Origin of the sequence: Niabella sp., assembly GCF_030150205.1 — a bacterium.
In the GTDB taxonomy this organism is placed as follows: domain Bacteria; phylum Bacteroidota; class Bacteroidia; order Chitinophagales; family Chitinophagaceae; genus Niabella.
In genome coordinates this window covers 47400-68961 of sequence record NZ_JASLGT010000027.1, presented here as the reverse complement: position 1 = coordinate 68961, position 21562 = coordinate 47400, and the positions used below count along the sequence as shown (strand labels likewise).

Annotated in this window: 12 protein-coding genes; 5 read left to right on the top strand and 7 right to left on the bottom strand. The window is 48.0% G+C overall.

The window, feature by feature from the left end:
* Positions 1-56: 56 nt before the first annotated feature.
* From Q1V85_RS20345 to Q1V85_RS20325, 5 genes are read right to left on the bottom strand one after another with little or no spacing between them, the layout of a single operon-like run.
* Complete coding sequence (locus Q1V85_RS20345; RefSeq protein WP_300602452.1) at positions 57-1643, bottom strand: family 16 glycosylhydrolase; 1587 nt, start codon at positions 1641-1643, stop codon at positions 57-59.
* Positions 1640-2800 carry an ABC transporter permease gene (locus tag Q1V85_RS20340; RefSeq protein ID WP_300602450.1) on the bottom strand — a complete coding sequence of 387 codons (1161 nt, stop codon included), beginning with the start codon at positions 2798-2800 and terminating at the stop codon, positions 1640-1642. The genes Q1V85_RS20345 and Q1V85_RS20340 overlap by 4 nt, the downstream gene beginning before the upstream one ends.
* Positions 2797-3957, bottom strand: coding sequence for an ABC transporter permease (locus Q1V85_RS20335; RefSeq protein ID WP_300602448.1), 1161 nt, complete (start codon positions 3955-3957; stop codon positions 2797-2799). Before Q1V85_RS20335 ends, Q1V85_RS20340 begins: the two co-directional genes overlap by 4 nt.
* The gene (locus Q1V85_RS20330) at positions 3957-4976 is read right to left on the bottom strand and encodes an HlyD family secretion protein (RefSeq protein ID WP_300602447.1); all 1020 of its coding nucleotides are present in this window, start codon (positions 4974-4976) and stop codon (positions 3957-3959) included. Before Q1V85_RS20330 ends, Q1V85_RS20335 begins: the two co-directional genes overlap by 1 nt.
* A 25-nt stretch (positions 4977-5001) precedes the next feature.
* On the bottom strand, positions 5002-6444 hold the full coding sequence (locus Q1V85_RS20325) for a TolC family protein (protein ID WP_300602445.1): 1443 nt from the start codon (positions 6442-6444) through the stop codon (positions 5002-5004).
* A 1209-nt stretch (positions 6445-7653) separates the two neighbouring features.
* Between Q1V85_RS20325 and Q1V85_RS20320 the strand changes: the two genes are divergently transcribed.
* From Q1V85_RS20320 to Q1V85_RS20300, 5 genes are read left to right on the top strand one after another with little or no spacing between them, the layout of a single operon-like run.
* On the top strand, positions 7654-10803 hold the full coding sequence (locus Q1V85_RS20320) for a TonB-dependent receptor (RefSeq protein ID WP_300602443.1): 3150 nt from the start codon (positions 7654-7656) through the stop codon (positions 10801-10803).
* 54 nt (positions 10804-10857) lie between these two features.
* Positions 10858-12777 carry a RagB/SusD family nutrient uptake outer membrane protein gene (locus Q1V85_RS20315; protein ID WP_300602441.1) on the top strand — a complete coding sequence of 640 codons (1920 nt, stop codon included), beginning with the start codon at positions 10858-10860 and terminating at the stop codon, positions 12775-12777.
* A gap of 49 nt (positions 12778-12826) precedes the next feature.
* Positions 12827-15925 (top strand): SusC/RagA family TonB-linked outer membrane protein, encoded by a 3099-nt coding sequence (locus tag Q1V85_RS20310; RefSeq protein WP_300602439.1) that lies wholly within the window; start codon positions 12827-12829, stop codon positions 15923-15925.
* 43 nt (positions 15926-15968) lie between these two features.
* Positions 15969-17804 (top strand): RagB/SusD family nutrient uptake outer membrane protein, encoded by a 1836-nt coding sequence (locus Q1V85_RS20305; RefSeq protein WP_300602437.1) that lies wholly within the window; start codon positions 15969-15971, stop codon positions 17802-17804.
* A 59-nt stretch (positions 17805-17863) separates the two neighbouring features.
* Positions 17864-19663 (top strand): hypothetical protein, encoded by a 1800-nt coding sequence (locus tag Q1V85_RS20300; protein WP_300602435.1) that lies wholly within the window; start codon positions 17864-17866, stop codon positions 19661-19663.
* 108 nt (positions 19664-19771) lie between these two features.
* Here Q1V85_RS20300 and Q1V85_RS20295 read toward each other — a convergent pair whose 3' ends face one another.
* Both Q1V85_RS20295 and Q1V85_RS20290 read right to left on the bottom strand, forming a co-directional pair.
* Positions 19772-20398: a dienelactone hydrolase family protein gene (locus Q1V85_RS20295; protein WP_300602434.1), complete on the bottom strand. Its 627-nt coding sequence runs from the start codon at positions 20396-20398 to the stop codon at positions 19772-19774.
* A gap of 179 nt (positions 20399-20577) precedes the next feature.
* Positions 20578-21507 (bottom strand): ring-cleaving dioxygenase, encoded by a 930-nt coding sequence (locus Q1V85_RS20290; RefSeq protein WP_300602432.1) that lies wholly within the window; start codon positions 21505-21507, stop codon positions 20578-20580.
* Between the last annotated feature and the right edge of the window lie 55 nt (positions 21508-21562).

The following is a 21562-nucleotide window of genomic DNA, read 5'->3' as shown; positions in this document are numbered from 1 at the left end:
GGAGCCGTTGGGTATCCTGTTTTGAAGCGGCCGGCGGATTGCCGATGTCGGGCCCTTTATTTTTTTATAGTAATATCGTCCAGGACAACGGTTGTGTTCCCGGTGTTTTCAATGACCAGGCGGATGGTTTTTTTATGATGATCCAGTTCTGCCCCGGTTTTAAAAATTAACCTGTTTGAAGCAAAGGCCTGTTTACTTTCTACTGTTTGGCTTGCAGCGGCAGAAAGTGCTCCGGTAACCATGGTTACATTTTCAACCGTGGCTTTCAGCGTGCCCTTGCCTGCTGACCAGTATTCCAGCGTGTAGGCCTGACTATGATCCAGGTAAATATATTGCTCCGCTTTTTGTTCGGGCATGAGGCGCAATCCGTTGCTGCCTTTCCGGCCGGCGCCGGCTGCAAGCGAAGCATTGCTTTCCCAGGGTGCCAGGGTTACGTTGTCTTCAAAGCCGGGGTTGGGAAGCTCATTGCCGCCAGACAAGGGCCATTGATAATAACGGATATAATCTACTTCCATATTTACATGGCCGCCGGAACCATAGGTGCCCAGGAACACATTCATAAAATGATTGGGTGCATAGATCTTGTGCTTATCTGTGTATTCCCCGATGAGATCGCCGTTGATATAGTGTTTAATGCTGGTGGGGGTCCACAACACGCCATGTGTAATCCAGTTGTTTTCGTGCTGGTAGCCCTTTGCAATATGGGTTGCCAGGTTATGTACAAACTTCCCGTTTTTATCTACCTGTCCATGTAATACAAACTGTGCATTCAGCAGCTCAAAAACATCGATTTCAAAAACCTGTCCGGGCGGACGGATGCCCGCTGTGCCGTTCAATACGGTTCCCTGCTCCAGGTAATAACGCAGGTCGGGGCCCGGTGAGTCGAACCAGAATGCGGTATTCACGCCTTTGGGATTCCCCGATTTGCTTCGCCGCACTTTTACCTCAAAATAACCGCCCCGGCTATTATCCAGCAGGTTTTCGTTGGTTTGCCAGTCGTAGGTTTGTATGGAAGATATTTTTTGATTTCCTTTTGGAGTATACAATCTTGCGGGCAGGGAGTCGTTTACAAACAGATCAATGGTTTTCCCATTCAGCCGGTAAGCTGGTTGAGGCAGCTGACCGGCAAGCATTTCTTTTTTTGATGTTTCATTCAGATAATTGAGCGAAGAAAAATAGTTAGTGCTCCATTTGCTCCGGTTCAGCAGTGCATCATTAAACTCATCCTGCCAGTATAACTGCATGCCCTCGGGCACCGCCGTTGAACTGGGATTGATTGTTAACTCCTTCAGCGCTTCCGGATCCTGTTCCCATTTTTTGCTGGCGGTAACCGTCCCTTCACTGAAGCTGCTGCCCGCGCTGTTGATTCGTTCCAGCCACACATGATAAGTGGCTCCGGCCACAATGTTCTGTATATAGTAATGACGGGTATCCTGTACCGGAAGGGCATTGGCCCGGGCCGGCCGCTTATGGCCCGGCGACCAGTACAGGCGGTATTGGGTTGCCGTTGCGTCTGCATCCCAGCTTACGCGGATCCAGCTGCGAGTACCCAGGAGCCGGAGCGATGAGGTAGCAACACGGGGCGTTTGTGCATGACTGCTCATTGCGATAAATAGTATCAATAAAAATAAAATTCTTTTCATTGTTTAAGATCGCCGGTTATCCGGAGTTTTTTTTGCAGCCGGTTCATCCTCCATAAAAACAGCAGGCTGTATACAAACCATAGTACCAGCAAGTGCAGCAGCGCGTCTTTATTATCCAACAAGTTACCACCGGTTTGTACCATAGATTGATAACTTTTTAAAAACGGTGTGGTGGGCAGCAGATCGGAGATGCATTGCACCAAAACGGGCAGCGAATGATAGGGCATGGAATAGCCGGTGATGAGGAAAATGGGGTAGGAGGAAAAGGCCATCACCTGCATACCCATCAGCGGAGATCTGAAGAACGAGCCAATAAAAAGCCCCATGGAGATCAATGCTAACAGGAAAATGGTGGTTAACACCAGCAGGTTTATACCACTGCCCCTCATGGGAATACGGAGCACCATAAAGTTGATGGTTACAAAAAACAGCCCGATGATCAGGAAGATGAGCAGGTAAAACAATCCCTTGCCTGTAAGGATTGCAGAGCTGCCGGCTCCATAAAGACCGGGGAACCGTTGCTCGCGTTCGATGCCCATGGCGGCTACAAGGCCTATTAATAAGGTTTGCTGCAGGATGATGGCCAGCAGGCCTGGCAACAGGAATGCCCCATAGCTGGAGTTTTCGTTATACAAAGGCCGGTAATCGAGGCTTAAAGGGTTGGCCTGCTGCAACGCGGCTTCATTTCCTGCCCCCTGCTTACTGATATACTTCATACGGATACCGGCTCCCAATGTAAGACAGATCTTTGAGAGCGTGGCGGTAAGATCACTGGAGGGCAGGAACCGGGACGCATTTACGGCAAGCGTTACAGTAGTGTTTTGCAGCGAAAGCACTTTTGCCTGCATGCCTTTTTCCATGAACAGGTAGCCCTGTACGTTGCCGTTATATAACTGTTGCTGGGCGTCGTGCAGATCACGGGCCGGAACAACCGTTGCCATGGGTGTGGCATCCAGTTGCAGGGTAACCATACGCGAAAGCTCGCTGCCATCCATATCCACTACGGCGATCTTTACTTCTTCCTCCAGTTTGTTGGTATAAATACTGCCATACATGAAGGCGTAGGCGATCGGCGCAATTAGAAAAATAAGCACCAGTGCCTTTTGAGAAGAAACCAGCCGGATCTCGCGTTTAAATATGGTGATCACAGACTTCACGGGGATACGGTTTTATTTATTTTTCGCTGCAGCATCAGGATGGCCACCAGCAGGCTTACCGCGATAAAGATGAGCAGCAGCCCGCATTCGCGCTGTGCATAGCCTAGCGGCAGCTGCATATAATATACTTTTATAAAGCCGTCCAGGAAGGGCGTATAAGGCATAAGCCCGGCATAGAACTGGTCGTACCAGGGCATAGCCCACCGGGGAAATGTAAACCCGCTGAACACAAAGGCCGGCGATGTATAGAACAGTGCCACATCCGTAGCCGTGATCACATCGGCTACAATGGCGGATACCATCAGCCCGATGCCGATACATGCCAGGGACAACAATGAAAACAATATAAAGAACGACCAGAAGGTGCCGGGCTTCGATAGACCGTAAACCGGGAATACGATGCCTGCAATCAGGATAAAATTCAGCCAGGCAATGGTAAGATGTGCAATGGTCTTTCCGATCACAATTTGTGAGGCCGAGCCTTTTGCGGTTTGCACCAGCTCATTAAAAGTGCCGGTTTTTGCTTCATAGTTAAGAAGCAGCACGCCTACGAGGATCAGTGCCATCTGGAGGCCCACTGTAATAAGGCCGGGCGTAAGGTATTGCTGGTAGTTGTAATCGGGGTTATAAAGGGTGACCGTGTTTAGTTGTATGGGCTGTAATAAAGCCATGGCGCGCCTTTCGGGCATGCCCTGTTTGGTAAACTTTTGCAGCACCACTGCCAGGCCGCCCTTGATGATAACGCCCGCAGCATCCTTGTAAATGAGTTTGGCCGGCACAATGGCGGCGGCATTGGTATAAACGGTTACGGCTGTTGGGTGATTGCTTTTGAGGTCGGCCTCCATATTCCGGGGAAAATGAACCGCACCGAATATGTTGCCGCTCCTGATAGCGGTTTGCACCTGTTGCTCGCTGGCCGCGATACCGGTGATGCGGATGCTGGCCGTTGCATTCAGCATGTCGGTAAGCTTTGTGCTCAACGCCGACTGATCCTCATCCCATACCATTACCGGCATGTCCTCGGCAAACTTTTTATTATAGATAAAGCCAAAGAACAGGAACACCACGGGGGGGATCACCAGCAGCACTACGTAATGTGCCGGCAGCGTGAAGATCCGCTTCCACTCTCTTTTTATGATGGTAGCAAGGGTGCTCATTACGGAAGCAGGAGTTGTGCAGTCATGCCGGATCGCAGGCCCTGTATGGATTCCATGTGCTGCGGCACTACCTTGATGCTGAATGTGCGCAGCTCCATCTGGCCCGACTGATCGGCCGGGACCCAATTGGCATAGCCCAGCGCCGGGGCCAGTTCCGTAACGGTTCCTTTTATATTTTCAGGAACACAACCGGGAATCTTCAGGTCTGCAACAGCGCCCTTTGGGAGGCGGGTCATCAGATCCTGCCGTACATTAAAGGTGATAAAAAAAGAGGCCTCCTTTTGGATGGTCATGATCGGGTACCCGGCGTTTACCATTTCTCCCTGTTTGGAAACCAGGGTGGTAATAATGCCTGCCGCAGGAGCGTGGATGCTGGCTTTTTCCTTTACGTTTGCCGCCAGCTCCTCTGCGCCTTTGGCCTGGCTTAACAAAGACTGGGCGCTTCCGAGCATTTGGGGGTTGCTTCCCTTGCGCAGCAGTTCCACATTGAGTTTGGCTGTTTCCAGTTCTTTTTTTGCTGCTTCATATTTAAAGCTGATCAGGTCTTTCTCCTGCCCGGAGATCACCCCCTGATCATAAAGCCGGATCATACGGTCATAGGTCTTGGTTACGAGCTGGAGTTGCTGCTCGGCGATGTCCTGGATATTAACGGCTGATTTTAAAACCTCAGGGGCCACGCCGCGCTTTAAAAGATCAAGATTTTGCTGGGCAATATTTACGGCATCGCCGGCCTGTGATTTTACGATATCGAGGCTTTCGCTTTTTAGTGTGGCCAGCAATTGCCCTTCGGTGACGGTATCGCCTGTTTTTACATTCAGCGCTTCCAGCCGTCCCGGCATGCCGGCACTTACATCAACGGTAGCGGCGTCTACCATGCCGGTAATGGTTTCCCTGCCGGGCTTTTTATCTTTACGCAGCAGGAACAGCAATGCAATAAGCAGGATCAGCAGGGGGATCAATAGTGCCCAGTAATTTTTAAATCCTGTTTTCTTTTGTTTGGAACTTGTTTGATTTTCCATTTTATAAACTCATTTTCACCGGTAGTTAATGAATGAAGGATGCAGCCGCATCGGGTTTTCCCAGTATATAGAAGTAAGTGGCTACCGCAATTTTATAAGCCAGAACGGAGGTATAATAAGCCTTTTCGGCTTCATACTGTAATTGCTGGGCGTCGTTTACATCTTTTACGGAAGACAGGCTGTTATCCAGCCGGGTTTGTACAATGCCCGCGGTATTTATGGCTTCGTCCCTTGCCAGTTTTAAAGCCTGCATCTGGTTGCGGAGTGCCAGGATCTTATTCTGGGCAATGCGCGTGCCCAGGTTCAGGGTCTCCTTTTTCTGCCGGATAAGCAGGTTGCTTTCATTGGCCAGTGATTGCGCCGCTTTTACCTTTTTTGAGTTTTCGATCCAGCCCAAAATACTCCACTGCAACTCAACGCCTACCAGCCAGGGTGGTACAATTGCGGGCAGATTCTTTTGTAGGAACTGGTAGTTGGCAATTCCAAAAATATTCGGAAGGTTAGCGGTCTTGGTAGTCTTTACCAGGATATTGGCTTCTTCCTGTTTGCTGTTCAGCAGCCGCAGATCGGGGTTTAACCCGAGGTCCGGGTCCAGGAAGGCCGCCGGTAGTTGTGTATTGTCGGAAAGCGTATCATCGATCGCTACCGGATCTTCCAGGTTTAACCCCATCAGTTGTTTCATCTGCAGCAAGGCGTTTTCTTTTTCCAGTTTCAGGTTGTCGAGGTTGGTTTGCCCCTGGGTTTGCAGCACATCTGCCCATTTTTTTTGATAGGGCGGGATGATCTCTGCTTTCAGCAGGTCTTCAGCAGATTTTTTAGTTTTATTCAATGCGGCTACCAGCTGCTCCTGTTTATGCAACATTGAGTTTAAATACAGGAGTTGAATATATTGTGAAGTGACGCTGAATTTTACATTGTCATTTACAGCATCCAGGTTTACCTGTCCGGATACGACCTGCTGTTTTGCCAGATTCTGTACGGCCTTTAATTTGCCGCCCAGGTAAATGGGTTGGCGGAACAGGATGCCCGCGGTAACAAAATCCTGTTTACTGATCTCGGGATTGCGGTTGGGATAAAATGCATCAACAATGCTTTGCGTGGAAGTATAGATCTTATCCTTAACACCCTGGGGCAGGTCGTTACCGGTAATCTGGTTGTAAACGTTATTGGCGGTGTTCACGCTTTGGTTGGCGGCACCCTCTACAATCCCGCTCTTTAATCCCGACAGATCCAGCGTAAGCGGTTCACTTAAATGATTGTACCCGGCAATCAGGTCGGCTTTGGGCAGCAGGTTGAGTTTGGAGGCGTCGTATTGCTGCCGGCGGGTTTCGATCGATTGCCGGGCCAGCTGTACGGTGGTATTGTTTTGCAGTGCCTTGCCGATGCAGTCCTGCAGGGTTAGCTGCTGTGTGTTGCCCCGGAAAGTCAGCAAGGTAAGCAGTATTAAAAAAGGCAGCCTACTTCTCATTGTATGAAAAAATATTTTATACTAAATAATTGCTACATTAAATATAATATTAAATCCTTGTTTTACCCCATCTGGTAATGAAAAATGATGCCGGCTAACTTTAAATCCGGTCTTTATTGTAGTCATACGTATTCCAGCCGTGTAAACTTTTTAATCGGTGCACTGCACCTTTGCTATCTGTTTGATCGTTTACTTATATGATCGGCGCTGCGCTGGAGCTTTGAAAGACGAGGTTTAACCTGACGGTGTTCTTTTTTAATTTTAAATGTGGCGGATCGGTATCCATTTGCTTAGGCCGGAGCCTTCAATCAGACTATATCCATTCAATCAATTGCATAAAGATCCAGCGTGCGAATACGCATGATGCAACAAGCGGTTGTCTCAGCCGCTGTATGATGGTCATCCAGTGTGCCGTGCGATGTAAACCTCTTATTACCGGTGCGCTGCACTTTTACTATCTGTTTGGTCGTTTACTTATAAGATCGGCGCTGCGGCTTTGAAAAGACGAGGTTTAACCTGACGGTGTTCTTTTTTAATTTTAAATGTGGCGGATCGGTATCCATTTGCCTAGGCCGGGGCCTTCTATCAGATTATATCCATTCCATCAATTGCATAAAGGCGCAGCGCGCCGTTACCATTATAGCATAAAGCAACGAACGTGGTCTCAGCCGCAGCGCGGCGGTAATCTTATACGCAGCGTCATGTAAGCCTCCGGCTATTACGTTACCTTTTAGATTGGCATATATACGATGACTTCTGTCAGCGTCTGCGTAACCTGAAGACAAAAAAAGTGGTACATATAAAAGTCCCTTTTTTAAAACGGCTTTAATAATTTTTGAATTTTTAAGTGCGGTTGATGCCTAACAGGAGAGTGCAGGACGGTTGTTTCATAAAGTTTCCTGATTTTCGTTAACGTAAACGATTGCATTGCAAACGAAATGTATTTCAGCAAAATGAAACGTCATTTTTAACCCATTAAAACCAATCAGATGAAACTGTTTGCGGTTAAGGCCTTTTTCACTTTTATGTGACTTGTATGCTGCTGTTGATTTAGCAGCTGTAATAACACCAGCCTGTCCGATGTGAGCGAATCTCTCGAAATCAATCGTTGATTACCGGGGTAGGCCTCTTTTTTTATGTCTCCCAGAAAACCCCTTTTTTAAGGGGACAGGGATCTTTTATTCAAATTTAAACAAGGATAACTTAATTATGAGATTTAGAAGTTATTTGGTGATCGTGTTTTCGTTTTGCCTGAACCTGGCATGGGCGCAGAACGAACAGATCTTAAAGGGCGTCGTTCTGGATTCAGAAACATCGCTTCCTGTTAGCGGTGCATCCGTAAGTGTAGCCGGAAGTTCCCTGGGAACTATTACCAGTGAAAATGGTGAGTTTTCAATCAAGGCGAAAGAAACCGCGCGCCTTGTGTTTTCCCATGTAGGGTACCAGGATCAAACGATTGCTGTATCCGCATTGGGTAATGGGGTGGTGCAGCTGGTTTCCAATGTAACAGGGATGGATGATGTGGTTGTTATTGCATACGGTGCTCAAAAAAAGATGACCGTAACGGGCGCCGTATCTACGGTAACAACCGAACAATTGAAACAAAATTCATCGGCCAGCCTGGCAAATGCGCTGGCGGGCCGTCTTGCCGGTTTGTCGGTGGTACAGCAGGATGGAGGTCAGCCCGGGCGCGATGATGCGACCATGTATCTGCGTGGTATGGCAACAACCAATTCCAATGCCCCGTTGATATTAATCGATGGAGTGCCACGCGACAATATACGCACATTGGATCCGAATGAAGTGGCGTCTGTTTCTGTGCTGAAAGATGCCTCCTCTACTGCGGTATTTGGTGTGCGTGGTGCAAATGGAGTTATCCTGATTACCACCCGCAGGGGGGTGGAGGGCAAAACCCAGTATAATGCGAGCATTGACCAAAGCTATACTTCATTTACGCGGGAGCCGGAGCGGCTGCATTCTGTAGAATACCTGAAGTTAAGAAATGAGGCTTCGGCCAACGATGGTATCGCATTGCCATACACCCAAAAAGATATTGATAAATATACGAACCCGCTTGCCGGCCTTGACCCTTCAGATCCCGACTACGAACGAAAGGCAACTGCGCTAAAATATATGTACCCCGATAATGATTATTACCGGATGATGATCTCCCGTTATACACCGCAGTCGAGGGTAAATCTTAGTGCCAGTGGCGGAACAAATAAGATCAACTACTTTGTGAATGGTACATTTTTACACCAGGGCGGTAATTTGAAAACAGAGCCGAAATCACAGCTGGGCTATGATCCCTCTTCATTTATGGACCGGTACAGCTTCCGGGCGAACCTGGATTATAAGATTACGAAGTCCTTGAAAGCATTTCTGAATATTGGCAGCTATATCGAAAAAGTAAACATGCCTGCTGCCTGGATCTACCCTGGTAATGATACCCGCTGGATGATGCGGGATATCATGTACCAGGCGCAGACCATTCTACCCATTACACCAGGGCCTACTACCATAGAAGGATTTGGTGTGGCCCCCGGCCAGTTGGTTGACCCCGTATACCTGGACCGGTCTGCATACGAAGTGATCAACCGTGCGGGCTTTAGAAAGGAGGTGCGGTCTAATTTAAATTCCTCCCTGGGAGTGGATTGGGATCTGAGCCGGATCGTAACAAAAGGGTTGAGCATAAAGGGAATGATCTCCTATGACTCAAAGGCAACCACCGCTATGCAGGGAAAACAGTCGCAACGGCTATACCTGGCAAATGTGAATACCGATAACGACCAACTCTCTTACGGTCTGAAGCGTCCGGATGAAGAATTAATGAGCATTACAAGGGGCGCCGATTCGCGTTATAATATCAACCTTCAGGGCTCCATCAACTACAACCGTTCCTTTGACAAACATGCGGTAACCGTTATGGCATTGGCTCAACGTGATAACTGGGAATCGACGGGTGGTGATATTCCTTTTAACGTAGTTGGGTTTTCCGGTCGCTTTACCTACGCCTATGATAACCGGTACCTGGCGGAATTTAATATGGGTTATAACGGTTCGGAACAGTTTTCACCGGCCAAGCGGTTTGGCTTTTTCCCCGCTGTATCTGCCGGCTGGGTAGTCAGCAATGAAAAGTTCTTTCAACCGCTGGTTCCTGTTATAAGCAATCTGAAATTCAGGGCATCCTACGGTAAAGTGGGTAATGATGGCATTTCTTCAAAGCGGTTTCTTTACCTGGATGATATTACCCTGGGCGGCGGTGTGCTCGGAAGCCTGGGCCGTGGCCAGCGGGTGAATATCGGGCTGCTGGGAAACCCGGATATTACCTGGGAAACGGCTGCAAAACAAAACTATGGTATCGAGCTGGGATTGTTCAAGAACTTATCTGTTACGTTTGATTACTTTACCGATCACCGGACCGATATCCTGATCACCCGGGCATCGGTGCCGGTGCTGCAGGGAATGCCGATCGGCAACCTGCCCAAAGTAAATATGGGTGTGGTGGATAACCGGGGCTACGAACTGGAAATAACCTATAACAAAAGCTATACTAAAGACCTTTCTTTAATGATAAAAGGAAACTATGGGTTCAATCATAATGAAGTAAAGTTTATGGATGAACCCATTCGTGATGATTCTTATCCGTTTCCGTACCGGACCACGGGGTATTCGCTGGGGCAGCAATGGGGGTACCGGGTTGATTACAGCAATGGCAATGGTTATTTCAACTCCAAGGAAGAGCTGGATGAATACCTGTCAAGAATTAAATATGGCTTCGGCACGCCAAAGGTGGGGTATCTTAAATACATCGATCTGAATAACGACGGCGTAATCGACGCCAAGGATCAGGCGCCTATCGGATATTCAAGCAGTGCTCCGCGGGTGACCTATGGACTTATGTTCGCGCTCCGGTATAAAGGCATCGAATTTACGCCCTTCTTTCAGGGAGTAGGCAAGTTTTCGGCGTTTTATAGCGAGCAGGGTGTATACGAGAATATTAAGCTGGGCACGTATTTCGGATATCAGAGAACGGCGTGGACTGCAGACCGCTACAACAATGGCGAAAAGATTACGTACCCGGCGCTCAGTACGCAGAGCACGACCAACCATGTGGCCAACGACTTTTTTATTATGGACCGCTCCTTTATCCGGTTAAAGAATATAGAGCTTGCTTATACATTGCCGCCAGACCTGCTGAAAAGACTAACGGTAAAAAGCATGAGGGTTTATGTAAGTGCGTATAACTATTTTACCTGGGATAAATTACGGATGTATCACCAGGATCCTGAAGTGCCGGATGCATTATTGTACCCGGTGACGCGGACGTTGAATTTTGGCGCAAGCATTACATTCTGATCTCCATAAATGGTTTTAAAGAGCTTGTTGTTTAATAAAACAAATGATCAAAAAATGAAACAGAGCAATATATTTTTTAACAGGAAACAATGGTTGCTTTTCCTGTCGGTGGCCGCAGGTTTATTTTTTTCCTGTACCAAAACCCTGAACAAAGCCCCGGATGGGCGCATTACATTGAACGAAGTTTTTGCTGACAGTGCAAAAGCTTCGGCTTACCTGAATACCTGCTACAATAATATGCCGGCAAAAGGTACCCGTTATTATTTCTGGTGCAGGGGCCCGGTGGTTTGGAGCGACGAGGCCTGGGATACGGATGCTGAAGCAGAACCTACGTTATCGTCCGGACGCATGTACAGTGGAAATGCTTCGGCTGCCAATCACCCCGCTACGAATATCAGCTCCGATGCCGGTAACGGCGATTATTATGCCCGTTACTGGAATATGATTTATAACTGCAGCTATTTCCTGAGCCGTATACAGTCAGTAGATGGCATACAGGAGTCGATCCGGAACCGCTGGAAGGCCGAAGCCCATGTTTTACGGGCGTACTATTACTCAGAATTACTGAAATGGTTTGGAGCGGTGCTACCCATACAAAGTGCACCCTATAATTTTAAAGATGATTTTTCAAAGCTGAAAAAGGCTTCTTATTATGAAGTAGTAAAGTTTATTATGGCTGATTGCGACTCGGCGCTCGCTATCCCGGATTTGCCCTGGCGCATTACGATTGCGGGCGAAGGAGGGCGTGTGCAAAAAGCGATGGCGGAAGCTATTAAATCAAAGATGATCCTTTTTGCCGCCAGCCCTTTAAACAACGGAGGAAAAAATTACTGGGAGGAGGCCTACCTGGTTAATAAAGCGTCGTTACAAAATCTGAGGGATCAGGGGTATGAACTTTATAACAAAGTGAACCAGCCGCAAACCTATCTTTCGGATATTGCATTTATCGGGCCCGATAAAAATGAAAAAGCCGCATTGTATAACGAGTATTTTACACAAACAATGGCTTATTCGGCTACACCCGTGGATAAAGAAACCATTTATCAAAGCCGGGACGGGCAGGGCAATATCTGGGATATTGACGGCATCGGCGCGCAGGATGGGTATAAATCCGGCACCTGCCCTACCCAGGAACTGGTGGATGCTTATGAAACCAAAGATGGACAGCCGATCCTCGACCTGGCAAATCCATACATAGATGAACAGCATTTGCGACCCAATTATAACCCGGATAATAAAATGTACGATCCGCAGAATCCCTATGCAAACCGGGATCCCCGTTTTTATGCATCGATCTATTACAATGGATCCAAAAGATATTGTCTTTGGAATTTTGATGAAGTAAAGGAGTCGCCCGAAAACTACCCGGGAGGAAAAGTGCAACGTACCCGTATTATCACTACCTATGTGGGCGAGCCGCAAACCGGTTTGGATCCGGCCGTAAGAAGGGCTACCCGTACGGGTTATTTTGAACGTAAATTTTTGCATCCGACCAGCAGTAATAATAACCCTGTTGGCGGCGCCAACTGGAAGCTGTTCCGTCTGGGAGAAGTGCTGCTCAATTTTGCAGAAGCAGCCGCAGAGTCAGGGCATTCGGATGAAGCCTATACTGCGGTGAATGAGATCCGGAGAAGAGCAGGCATGCCCGATTTACCACTGGGGTTGTCAAAAGAACAATTGATTTTGCGGGTGCGGCAGGAGCGCAGGGTAGAGCTGGCGATGGAAGAAAACCGTTATTTCGATATCCGCAGATGGACAAACCCTGAAGGGGACTTATCTAAAACCGATAAATGGCTGACAGCGGCGGAAATAAAACGCAATACAGACGGTACGTATACGTACGGCCGCCGTTTGGTACGGCCCACTCCCCGGGCCTGCTATGAAAACAAATTTCTTTGGCTCCCCATCCCGCTAAATGAAGCGAATATCCTCCTGAGTAATACAGGACAGACATGGCAAAACCGGGGCTGGTAGATGTAAAAATGTTTAATCGAAAATAATAAGAAATTACATGGACTATAAAATGATTAACAGAGTCATTATGTGGCTGGCGTTCCTTTTAAGTGGCCCGTTGATGAAAGGAGCCGCGCAACAATCGGGGATCGTGGTAAAGGGTACGATCACGGATGAATGGAACAGACCGGTACCGGACGCATCCGTTAGCTCCTCAAATGGTAAAAACGGAACTTTTACAAACAACAAAGGCGTGTACCTGCTGACCGTTAATGACAATAGCAGCTCATTTATTGTAAGTAAGGGAGGTTATAAATCGCAAGCCTTCGAAGTAAGCGGATTTAAGGAGCTGAACGTTCAACTGCAACCCGATGTGCACAACGAGTACGAAACCGTACAACTGGGGTATTCACAACAGTTGCGTAAAGATGTTTCCGGTGCGGTTTCATCCGTTAGCGGTGAGGTGTTGGAACGGGCACCTGTGGCAAATTTTACACAAACACTTGCCGGGCGGTTATCGGGCCTTACCACCATGGAAACCTACTCCGAATTATCCCGAGCTACCACAAATATTTATGCGAGAGGTTTCAACTCAATCCGGAAAAATAGTCCGCTGGTGGTCATCGACGGTGTTCCGGTTTCCTACAATGCCAGCCAGAGCCTGGAGTATATTTCACCCAATGAAATAGAATCTGTAAGTCTGCTGAAAGATGCATCTACCCAGGCCATTTATGGTATCCAGGGGGCCAACGGGGTGTTGGTGGTCAAAACAAAAAGAGGAGTAAAAGGTGCGCTGCAGATACACACGACCTTTGATCAATCGGTACAGCAGGTGACCACCAAACCGGCGTTTATCAGCGCAGCGGAATATGCAGGCTTCAGGAACCAGGCGGCTCAAAATGATGGTAAGAAGCTGCCGTTTACAGAGGCGCAAATAGAGAAATATCGTACGGGCGCTGACCCGGTATACTATCCCAATACGGATTGGTACAGCTACTTTGTAAAAGACTTTGCCAAAATGCAACGGGGTAGTGTAAATCTTACAGGAGGCAATGACCGGGTTCAGTTTTATTCAAATATCAATGTAATGCACCAGGGCGGGTATTTTAATACCGATCAGCCAAAGTACGACCCCAATGCCAACAACGTATGGGTGAACTACCGTACCAATGTGGATATGGTCATCAACAAATACATCAAAACATTTGTACGGTTAGCCGGTAATGTAAAACGGGAGCGAACGGCCGGATCGGGTAATTCTACGATCTACAGCAGTATCTTTCAACTTCCTGCCAGCTTTTACGGTCCCCTTACACCTGAGTTGAAGAATGCCGCAGGAACAGTGACCACTCCCGGCGGGCAGGTGGTGGCCTCTACGAATATCAGCAGCCCTACTTATGGAATGTTAAACCGCTCCGGTTATTACCGTCACACGGTAACGAATGTTACTTCCCAGTTTGGCCTGGATGTGGATCTGAGCTTTTTAACCAGGGGCCTGAGCATGGATGGTTTGTTTGCCTATCAAACCAATGCCGTGGGAAGTATGAGTACCATACAGGACTATGAACGCTATACAAGATCTGCCAACCTGGATACCATGGCGTTCTCCAAACTGGGATCCAGCACCAACAGCCCGCTTGCCTATGGGAAAACGCATTCCTTTTATTATCACTTATCCTATAAGGCAAACCTGAAGTATGAACGTGTTTTTGGAAAGCATACCCTGCGCGGCTTTGGCTATATGTTTTACCAGGACCTGATCAAAAATGACAATAGCAATACCGGGGCCCTGCCTTATGACCGGGTTAGTGCCGGTGCTGAACTGGATTATGCATATAACGACCGGTACCTTGTAAAATTTGACTGGGGGTATGGCGGGTCCGAACAGTATGCAAGAAATAAACGTTTTACCGGTTATCCTGCGGCTTCGGCCGGTTGGGTGATATCGAATGAATCATTCCTGAAAGATCAGTCATGGCTTAGTTTACTGAAGTTACGTGCCTCCTACGGAAAAGCAGGTAATGATCAAAGTGGTTTAAGCCGCTTTGCCTACCTGAATGATATCCGGCTGGCCAGGGGCGGCCCCATCGGCTATTTGCAGTGGCTGGTGTCTGAAAATAAAATGGCCAATCCCGATATTATGGCTGAAGTATCTACCAAAAAGAATTTTGGTATAGACCTGGGATTGCTGAATGCGATTACAATCAATGCCGATATTTTCAATGAGCGGATGGAAAATATGGTTGTTGGAGCTACCGGTACCATCCCCGCATACCAGGGCTTCCCGCTTAATGAATATCCCCAGTTAAACGAAGGGGTTTTTGAGAACAAAGGGTATGAGATTTCTGTCAACTTCCGCAAACAGCTGAATCAGGATCTGGGCTTCTCCATTGGTGGTATGTATAGCTATGCCCGGAATAAGGTGATCAGCATTAACGAGGCCGCACAAACCGAAGATTATGTATACCGGAAAAGAACAGAGGGCTTTTCTGTAGGTCAGTCATGGGGATACCTGGTAGACCGCAGTAATGGCAATGGCTTCTTCAATACTCCGGAGGAACTGGCTGCAAATAAACTGGCCTATGACCGGGTGGGTAAGCCCCGCTTGGGTGATCTGAAGTATATAGATTTGAATAATGATGGCATCATCGATGAAAAAGACCAGGCACCGATTGGTACGGGAGCCATTCCCCGCGCGATATATGCATTTAACGGAGCAGTAACCTTCCGGTCTTTTGAACTGAATTTTCTTTTTCAGGGAACGGGGACCTATACAACTATTGAAAGTGGAATGGGCGTATATGAAACTTCTAATGATGGCGTTTTTGGCGCACTGCACCGGAATGCCTGGACGGCTGAACGCTATCAGAACGGGGAACTGATCACCGCTCCGGCGCTTTCGTTAACCGCCAGCAGCAGTCATCAGGGAAGTGATTATTATGCTTCAAACCGGGCCTATCTCCGCCTGAAAAATATGGAGTTGTCCTACGTATTGCCTTCGGCAGCCGTTCGGTTTATTGGGGCGCAACATATCCGTTTGTTGTTAAGCGGTCAGAATCTGATAACCTGGGATCAAATGCGAACGGATGACTACGGACCCGAAGGAGGTGGTTTCAGTGGCTTCCCGGTTTACCGCGTATACAATATAGGGGTTAAAGTAACATTTTAATTAATAGTTCCGGTTTAGGATTATTTATCTGAAATTTTTTGATATGAGATCAATACAATTAAATAGAAAGCGGAGGATAACAAACGGCCGCAAAAGCGGAAGCAATGTTTGGGGTGAAGGACTGCTGCAAATGGGATGGCTGCTTGGTTGTCTGCTGTTGCTGAACGCCTGCAATAAACAATTGGATTTTACTGCGGACGGCCGGTTGCCGAATGTTGAAGATGCGTTTACGGATTATAACCGGGTACGGGGCTACCTCAACTCCTGTTATGGTTATTGCCCGTCGCCCTCAATGAACCGTGCTTCATTTACAGACGAAGCACAGGATGCGGACGATATTACCAGCGGATCCGATTTTATAAACTGGTACAGGGGTGCACTTACGGCTTCCACCTATGCCAGTAATTCGGCAGACGGAAGTCCCTGGACGACCCTGTTCCAGGGAATACACCAGTGCAATACCTTTTTGAAGTATATAAAAACGGCTACCGTCTATGCGCGGGAAGAGGAAAAGCCAGGCTGGATGGCACAAGCATATACCTTACGGGCGCTCTATTATTTACAGCTGATAAAAAGATATGGCGGAGTACCGATCTTCAAAGAACCATTGGGGATCAAGCATGATTTTTCACAGGATCGCCGCGCGAAATTTGGAGACGTGGTAAAGTTTATCCTCGCTGATTGTGATTCGGCGCTTACGGCTCCTGATTCGCAGTTTGGTTTTCCGTGGAATATTTATGACAACCAGTTTGGGATCATGAACCGGTCCATACCTTATGCCATAAAATCGCAGGCTATTACCTATGCGGTGAGCCCCTTATGGAACGATGGTACATTTACCCTTGAGGAAGCTGCGAAGATTACTGCCGAAGCGTTGTTTCAATGTACGGCCAATGACTATAAACTGTTTGATGTAACGCCGGCCGCAACCGTTGCGCAAAATGCTTATGCCTATTATTTCATTACCAGCTCCAATGATAAAAGAACCGTAGATAAAGAGACGATTTTTCAGCAGGGCAGCCAGCTGGCTGTTTGGCGGGATGCAGGAATGCCTACCACCGCCGGTATGAGCAAAGCGGGGCCTTGTCCAACCCAGGACCTGGTAGATGCTTATGAAATGGCCAACGGAGAACCGCCCATCCTTGGGTATAGCGACGCGGATCACCTGGTGCCGATCGTGAATCCCGCATCTGGTTATGACCCCAATAATCCCTATGTGGGAAGGGACCCGCGGTTTTATGCTTCTATATATTACAACGGGGCCGTACGATTCCTGAATCAGCCCACGGGGAGAAAAGTAGCTGCTTATATAGGCGGTGCAGACAGTCTTTCTGAAACCGACAGGCGGTATACACGCACGGGTTATTATCAACGGAAATTTAATAATTCGGTATCGAGCCAAAGCTCCAATGCCGACGGTGCTATCCGGTTATTACGCCTTGCTGAACTTTACCTGAACTTTGCAGAAATGGCCTACCAGGCAGCAGGACCTGATGTACCTGTTACGGTTAATGGAACCTCCATGAGCGCAAGACAGGCCGTGAATGCGATACGGAAAAGAGCGGGTATGCCCGATTTTCCGGCGGGGATGAGCAAGGAGGCTTTTGAAAAAAAATACCGTAACGAACGGCGTATCGAACTGGCTTTTGAAGAACACCGGTTTTTTGATGTGCGCCGCTGGAAGATCCTGGATCAAACGGATAAATTTGTAACCGGTATGCGCATCAGAACCAACGGATCGGGCCTTACCTATACGCGGTTCAGGTTTAACGAAAGGGGAAGTACAACGGACCGCTTCCTGATGTATCCTATTGACAAAAATGAGGTAGATAAAATCCTGGGTCTTTCAGGTGTGAACTGGCAGAATCCCGGATGGTAGCAGGTGAATAATAAAAGAAAATATATTTCAATAATAACGGTTATCAAATGAAATGCATTTTGACAATACCTCGTTTTCTTTGTCTGGCCGGCTGTTTTTTACTATTGCCGCTGTATGACATCGCCCAAACATTAACAACCTATCATTCCATGCTGACGGCTACAGATGCGCTGGGCCGGCGTGTTCCCGGTTATGAAACCACCGGTGCATCGCGGAAAGATAAATTTGTGGGGTTGTTTTACTGGACCTGGCATACAAGGCAGGGTAAGGACAATCCTCCATTTGATGTAACGAAATACCTGGCCCGCGATCCGAAAGCCATCGATAATTACGATCATCCTATTTGGCCTAAACGCAACAGCCCCTGGTTCTGGGGTGAGCCGTTGCTGGGTTATTATCTGGATACCGATGCGTGGGTATTGCGTAAACATGCAGAGATGCTTGCGGACGCAGGTGTGGATGTGATTATTTTTGACTGTACCAATGGAAACATCACCTGGAAAGAATCCTACATGAAACTCTGCGAAGTATTTACCAAAGCCCGGAAGGATGGTGTTCCCACACCCCGCATTGCCTTTATGCTTCCGTTCTGGCCCAGCGACGGAGGTAAGGAGATACTAAGGGAGCTATACAACGACCTGTACCGGCCGGGGCTTTATAAAGATCTTTGGTTTATGTGGAAAGGAAAACCACTGATCATGGGATTGCCCGAATTCGCAGATGATATTGCAGGTAAAAACAATGATCCTGCACTGCGTGTGGCTATGAAGCAATTTTTCACTTTCCGTCCCGGGCAGCCGGTGTATAATAAAGGACCGGAGCGTCCGGATCATTGGGGCTGGCTGGAAATATATCCGCAGCACGGGTTTGCAAAAAATCAAAAGGGTGGCTTTGAGCAGGTGACGGTAGGCGTGGCACAAAACTGGAGCCAGGAAAGGGGACTAACCGCTATGAATGCTCCCGGCGCTTTTGGCCGGAGTTATACCCATGCAAAAGGACAGATCACAACACCCGGTGCGGTCAATTATGGATACAATTTCCAGGAGCAATGGGAGCGGGCACTGGAACTGGATCCGGAGTTTATTTTTATAACCGGCTGGAACGAATGGATCGCCGGCCGTTACAAGGTTTGGCAGCAACAGACCAATGCATTCCCGGATGAATGTGACCAGGAGGGCAGCCGCGATGTAGAGCCGATGAAGGGCGGGCATGGCGATAACTACTATTACCAGATGGTCACCAATATCCGCCGGTTCAAGGGGATGCCGGCACCACAACCCGCTTCAGCACCCGGTTCCATCCGGATCGACGGAGCGTTTGATGATTGGAAGCAGGTGATCCCTGAATTCCGCACATATAAAGGTAACACACAGCACCGGAACAGTCCGGGATGGGGCAGCCTGTATTACCGGAATCAAACGGGGCGTAATGATATTGTTGCGGCCCGGGTTGCAAGGGATAACGAGTACTTTTATTTTTATGTGGAGACGGCTGCTGCACTTACACCTAAAACAGACCCGGGTTGGATGCGTCTTTTTATTGATACGGATAATGATAAAAATACCGGGTGGGAAGGCTATGATGTTGTTGTGAACCGGCTGAACCCGGGACAAAAAGCAATCCTTGAAAAATCGGACGGAGGCTGGTACTGGCAAAAAGCGGGGGAACTGGAATACGCTGTTGTTGGTAATAAAATGGAACTTAAAATACCAAGATCATTACTGGGTATACCGGGAAAAGCGGATCTTGGTTTTAAATGGAGCGATAATATGCAGGAGGATGGGGTTATCACCGATTTTATTGTTAACGGAGATGTAGCCCCTTCGGGAAGATTTAATTTTCATTTTACAGCCCCTTAAATGCAGGAGCTTGTTTAGGTGTTTATTTATTTGCAGAAGGAAACGTATGTTACCGCTGATCTGCGCAGCTTAAAGTACTGCGCAGATTTTTTCGGATTTGCTTTTGCGTTACTGTTGCCGGTCAAAAACGAGCCGGTTAGCCAGCGTGATTTCATCTTCGCTAATCGTATGCCCCATATTGGGATATACTTTTTCTGTAACATCCGCGTGCATTTGTGTTAATAATGCTGTAGTGGCATGCACCCGTTCTACCGGTACATGAAAATCAGGATCGCTGGTGCCAATGAATACAGGGGTCTGTTTAAAATCGCCCTGATAGTTCCCGGTATAGAGTTGATCGCCGATCAGTCCGCCGGTAAATGCCGCGGCACCACCATAACGCTGCGCATGCCGTGCGATATATTCAAGCGTTAAACAGGCTCCCTGGGAAAAGCCCAGGAAATAGATGTTTTCGGTGGTAATGCCTGCTTCCAATGCCGTGTTCACCGTTTGTTTTACCATATCAATGGCGGAAGAAAGCCAGGGCTCATTCTCCTGTACCGGAGCTATAAAGGAGTAAGGGTACCAGGTATGGTTGGTGGCCTGCGGCGCCAGCAAGGCGGCATCTGCTATATTCAAATAGCCGGCAAGCGATAGAATATCACGGGCTGTTCCGCCCCGTCCGTGCAGCATTATTACCGCCCGTGAGGCCTCACTCAATTTCTTTCCGCCGGTTATTATATTTAATGTATGCATGTGTTTGTTGGGTTGTTTGAATGTATAAGACTGAATTTCCTCAGACCTGTCCGGAAAAAATCTGCGCATCAGCGGCATATGAATAACACCAGTCAAGGTGCTGAATAACCAGTAGCAGATGCGCAGATAGAATATAGCAAGGCTAAGTCCCCGGCTTCATCAGCGGGACAGGTATCGCTTTACAATCCGGGAAGAACGGCTTCAATTTTCGTCCGCGCCGGTTCGTATTGTTTAGGCAATTTTAAGGCCGTGCCCAGTTGTTCCAGGGGCTCATCCCTGGTGAAACCCGGATTGTCTGTGGCAATTTCAAATAACACACCACCGGGTTCGCGGAAATAAAGTGAATAAAAATAATCCCGGTCAATCTTTTGTGTAATGTTTAATCCGGCCGCGGCTATTTTTTCCCGCAGTTCCATCTGAACCGTGTCGTCTTTTACCCGGAACGCAATGTGGTGATTGGTGCCTGCTGCATTGCGGCCATACCCCGCTTTGGCATCTTCAATAATATCGATATAATTGGCGGTATCAATGTTTTCATTTATAAAACGGTAGCGGTTGCCTTCCTGCAGTGTTTGCCGGTAACCCAGCAGGTCGGTCAGTACCCTGGCAGTAGGATCTGCCTGGTTCAGGGTGAGCGTTGCACTGTGAAAGCCCCTGGTGGCTACATCTGCAGCAACCGCTTCGGTAACCCATGGCGCCCGGTTATCTGCGCTAGCGGGAACGATGAGTGAAAGGTTCAACCCGTCGGGATCGCTGAAGGCCAGTTGAGGTTCTCCGAAGATCTCTGATTCTGTATATGCAATCTTGTTTTCGTCAAAACGCTTTTTCCAGAAATCGAAACTGCCTTCCGGAACCGTATAACCGATATGTGTGGCCATTCCGGCACCAGCTGTGCCCCTGCCGATGCCTTCCCAGGGAAAGAAGGTGAGGATGGTACCGGGTGCGCCGTTTTCATTGCCATAATAGAAATGATAGGTGCCCGGATCGTCGAAGTTTACGGTTTTCTTTACCAGCCGCAACCCCAGTACCTTTGTATAAAATGAATGGTTGCGTTTGGCATTGTCTGCTATTGCGGTGATGTGATGCAATCCTAAAACTTTATTTTCCATAATCGTGATTTTTTTAATTGAATCACAAAGTTACTATACCGCAACAGGGAAGCAC

What these genes read in the sequence shown, in the direction of transcription:
- Q1V85_RS20345 (WP_300602452.1), bottom strand. Translation starts at nt 1,643, where the DNA reads ATGAAAAGAATTTTATTTTTATTGATACTATTTATCGCAATGAGCAGT.
- Q1V85_RS20335 (WP_300602448.1), bottom strand. Translation starts at nt 3,957, where the DNA reads ATGAGCACCCTTGCTACCATCATAAAAAGAGAGTGGAAGCGGATCTTC.
- Q1V85_RS20330 (WP_300602447.1), bottom strand. Translation starts at nt 4,976, where the DNA reads ATGGAAAATCAAACAAGTTCCAAACAAAAGAAAACAGGATTTAAAAAT.
- Q1V85_RS20325 (WP_300602445.1), bottom strand. Translation starts at nt 6,444, where the DNA reads ATGAGAAGTAGGCTGCCTTTTTTAATACTGCTTACCTTGCTGACTTTC.
- Q1V85_RS20320 (WP_300602443.1), top strand. Translation starts at nt 7,654, where the DNA reads ATGAGATTTAGAAGTTATTTGGTGATCGTGTTTTCGTTTTGCCTGAAC.
- Q1V85_RS20315 (WP_300602441.1), top strand. Translation starts at nt 10,858, where the DNA reads ATGAAACAGAGCAATATATTTTTTAACAGGAAACAATGGTTGCTTTTC.
- Q1V85_RS20310 (WP_300602439.1), top strand. Translation starts at nt 12,827, where the DNA reads ATGATTAACAGAGTCATTATGTGGCTGGCGTTCCTTTTAAGTGGCCCG.
- Q1V85_RS20305 (WP_300602437.1), top strand. Translation starts at nt 15,969, where the DNA reads ATGAGATCAATACAATTAAATAGAAAGCGGAGGATAACAAACGGCCGC.
- Q1V85_RS20295 (WP_300602434.1), bottom strand. Translation starts at nt 20,398, where the DNA reads ATGCATACATTAAATATAATAACCGGCGGAAAGAAATTGAGTGAGGCC.
- Q1V85_RS20290 (WP_300602432.1), bottom strand. Translation starts at nt 21,507, where the DNA reads ATGGAAAATAAAGTTTTAGGATTGCATCACATCACCGCAATAGCAGAC.